This window comes from Bacillus sp. B4EP4a (genome assembly GCF_006680105.1).
GTDB classification, from domain to species: Bacteria; Bacillota; Bacilli; order Bacillales; family DSM-1321; genus Peribacillus; species Peribacillus simplex_E.
In genome coordinates, this window is the sequence record NZ_VHIK01000024.1 from 1 (window position 1) to 2948 (window position 2948).

The window sequence follows — 2948 nt, forward strand, 5'->3', positions numbered from 1 at the left end:
AAAGCGTTGGTTAAGTCCTCGATCTATTAGTATCAGTCAGCTCCACATGTCGCCACGCTTCCACCTCTGACCTATCAACCTGATCATCTTTCAGGGATCTTACTAGCTTGCGCCATGGGAAATCTCATCTTGAGGGGGGCTTCATGCTTAGATGCTTTCAGCACTTATCCCGTCCGCACGTAGCTACCCAGCTATGCCTTTGGCAAGACAACTGGTACACCAGCGGTGCGTCCATCCCGGTCCTCTCGTACTAAGGACAGCTCCTCTCAAATTTCCTGCGCCCGCGACGGATAGGGACCGAACTGTCTCACGACGTTCTGAACCCAGCTCGCGTACCGCTTTAATGGGCGAACAGCCCAACCCTTGGGACCGACTACAGCCCCAGGATGCGATGAGCCGACATCGAGGTGCCAAACCTCCCCGTCGATGTGGACTCTTGGGGGAGATAAGCCTGTTATCCCCGGGGTAGCTTTTATCCGTTGAGCGATGGCCCTTCCATGCGGAACCACCGGATCACTAAGCCCGACTTTCGTCCCTGCTCGACTTGTAGGTCTCGCAGTCAAGCTCCCTTGTGCCTTTACACTCTACGAATGATTTCCAACCATTCTGAGGGAACCTTTGGGCGCCTCCGTTACTCTTTAGGAGGCGACCGCCCCAGTCAAACTGCCCACCTGACACTGTCTCCCACCCCGATAAGGGGCGCGGGTTAGAATTTCAATACAGCCAGGGTAGTATCCCACCAACGCCTCCACCGAAGCTAGCGCTCCGGCTTCTCAGGCTCCTACCTATCCTGTACAAGCTGTACCAAAATTCAATATCAGGCTGCAGTAAAGCTCCACGGGGTCTTTCCGTCCTGTCGCGGGTAACCTGCATCTTCACAGGTACTATAATTTCACCGAGTCTCTCGTTGAGACAGTGCCCAGATCGTTACACCTTTCGTGCGGGTCGGAACTTACCCGACAAGGAATTTCGCTACCTTAGGACCGTTATAGTTACGGCCGCCGTTTACTGGGGCTTCGGTTCAAAGCTTCGCTTGCGCTAACCTCTCCCCTTAACCTTCCAGCACCGGGCAGGTGTCAGCCCCTATACTTCGCCTTGCGGCTTCGCAGAGACCTGTGTTTTTGCTAAACAGTCGCCTGGGCCTATTCACTGCGGCTTTTCTGGGCTATTCACCCTAAAAAGCACCCCTTCTCCCGAAGTTACGGGGTCATTTTGCCGAGTTCCTTAACGAGAGTTCTCTCGCACACCTTAGGATTCTCTCCTCGCCTACCTGTGTCGGTTTGCGGTACGGGCACCTTACATCTCACTAGAGGCTTTTCTTGGCAGCGTGGAATCAGGAACTTCGGTACTATATTTCCCTCGCCATCACAGCTCCGCCTTAATGGAAACGGGATTTGCCTCGTTTCCGGCCTAACTGCTTGGACGCGCATATCCAACAGCGCGCTTACCCTATCCTTCTGCGTCCCCCCATCGTTCAAACGATGTATAGGTGGTACAGGAATATCAACCTGTTGTCCATCGCCTACGCCTTTCGGCCTCGGCTTAGGTCCCGACTAACCCTGAGCGGACGAGCCTTCCTCAGGAAACCTTAGGCATTCGGTGGAAGGGATTCTCACCCTTCTTTCGCTACTCATACCGGCATTCTCACTTCTAAGCGCTCCACCAGTCCTTCCGGTCTGACTTCAACGCCCTTAGAACGCTCTCCTACCATCGACACCTAATGGTGTCAATCCACAGCTTCGGTGATACGTTTAGCCCCGGTACATTTTCGGCGCGGAGTCACTCGACCAGTGAGCTATTACGCACTCTTTAAATGGTGGCTGCTTCTAAGCCAACATCCTGGTTGTCTAAGCAACTCCACATCCTTTTCCACTTAACGTATACTTTGGGACCTTAGCTGGTGGTCTGGGCTGTTTCCCTTTCGACTACGGATCTTATCACTCGCAGTCTGACTCCCAAGAATAAGTATTTGGCATTCGGAGTTTGACTGAATTCGGTAACCCGTTGGGGGCCCCTAGTCCAATCAGTGCTCTACCTCCAATACTCTCATCTTGAGGCTAGCCCTAAAGCTATTTCGGAGAGAACCAGCTATCTCCAGGTTCGATTGGAATTTCTCCGCTACCCACACCTCATCCCCGCACTTTTCAACGTGCGTGGGTTCGGGCCTCCATTCAGTGTTACCTGAACTTCACCCTGGACATGGGTAGATCACCTGGTTTCGGGTCTACGACCTCATACTCATTCGCCCTATTCAGACTCGCTTTCGCTGCGGCTCCGTCTCATCAACTTAACCTCGCATGAAATCGTAACTCGCCGGTTCATTCTACAAAAGGCACGCCATTACCCATTAACGGGCTTTGACTACTTGTAGGCACACGGTTTCAGGATCTATTTCACTCCCCTTCCGGGGTGCTTTTCACCTTTCCCTCACGGTACTGGTTCACTATCGGTCACTAGGGAGTATTTAGCCTTGGGAGATGGTCCTCCCTGCTTCCGACGGGATTTCTCGTGTCCCGCCGTACTCAGGATCCACTCAGGAGGGAACGAAGTTTCAACTACAGGGTTTTTACCTTCTTCGACGGACCTTTCCAGGTCACTTCATTTACCCCGTTCCTTTGTAACTCCATGTTGAGTGTCCTACAACCCCAAGAGGCAAGCCTCTTGGTTTGGGCTAATTCCGTTTCGCTCGCCGCTACTCAGGAAATCGCGTTTGCTTTCTCTTCCTCCGGGTACTTAGATGTTTCAGTTCCCCGGGTCTGCCTTCAGTACCCTATGTATTCAGGTAAAGATACTGTTCCATTACGAACAGTGGGTTTCCCCATTCGGAAATCTCCGGATCAAAGCTTACTTACAGCTCCCCGAAGCATATCGGTGTTAGTCCCGTCCTTCATCGGCTCCTAGTGCCAAGGCATCCACCGTGCGCCCTTTCTAACTTAACCGTTAAAAAA

General features: G+C 52.6%; 1 rRNA gene. It reads right to left on the reverse strand.

Features of this window, described 5'->3' with window-relative positions:
* Positions 1 to 6: 6 nt before the first annotated feature.
* Positions 7 to 2939: ribosomal RNA gene (locus tag FNK51_RS13360) — 23S ribosomal RNA — on the reverse strand.
* Positions 2940 to 2948: the final 9 nt, after the last annotated feature.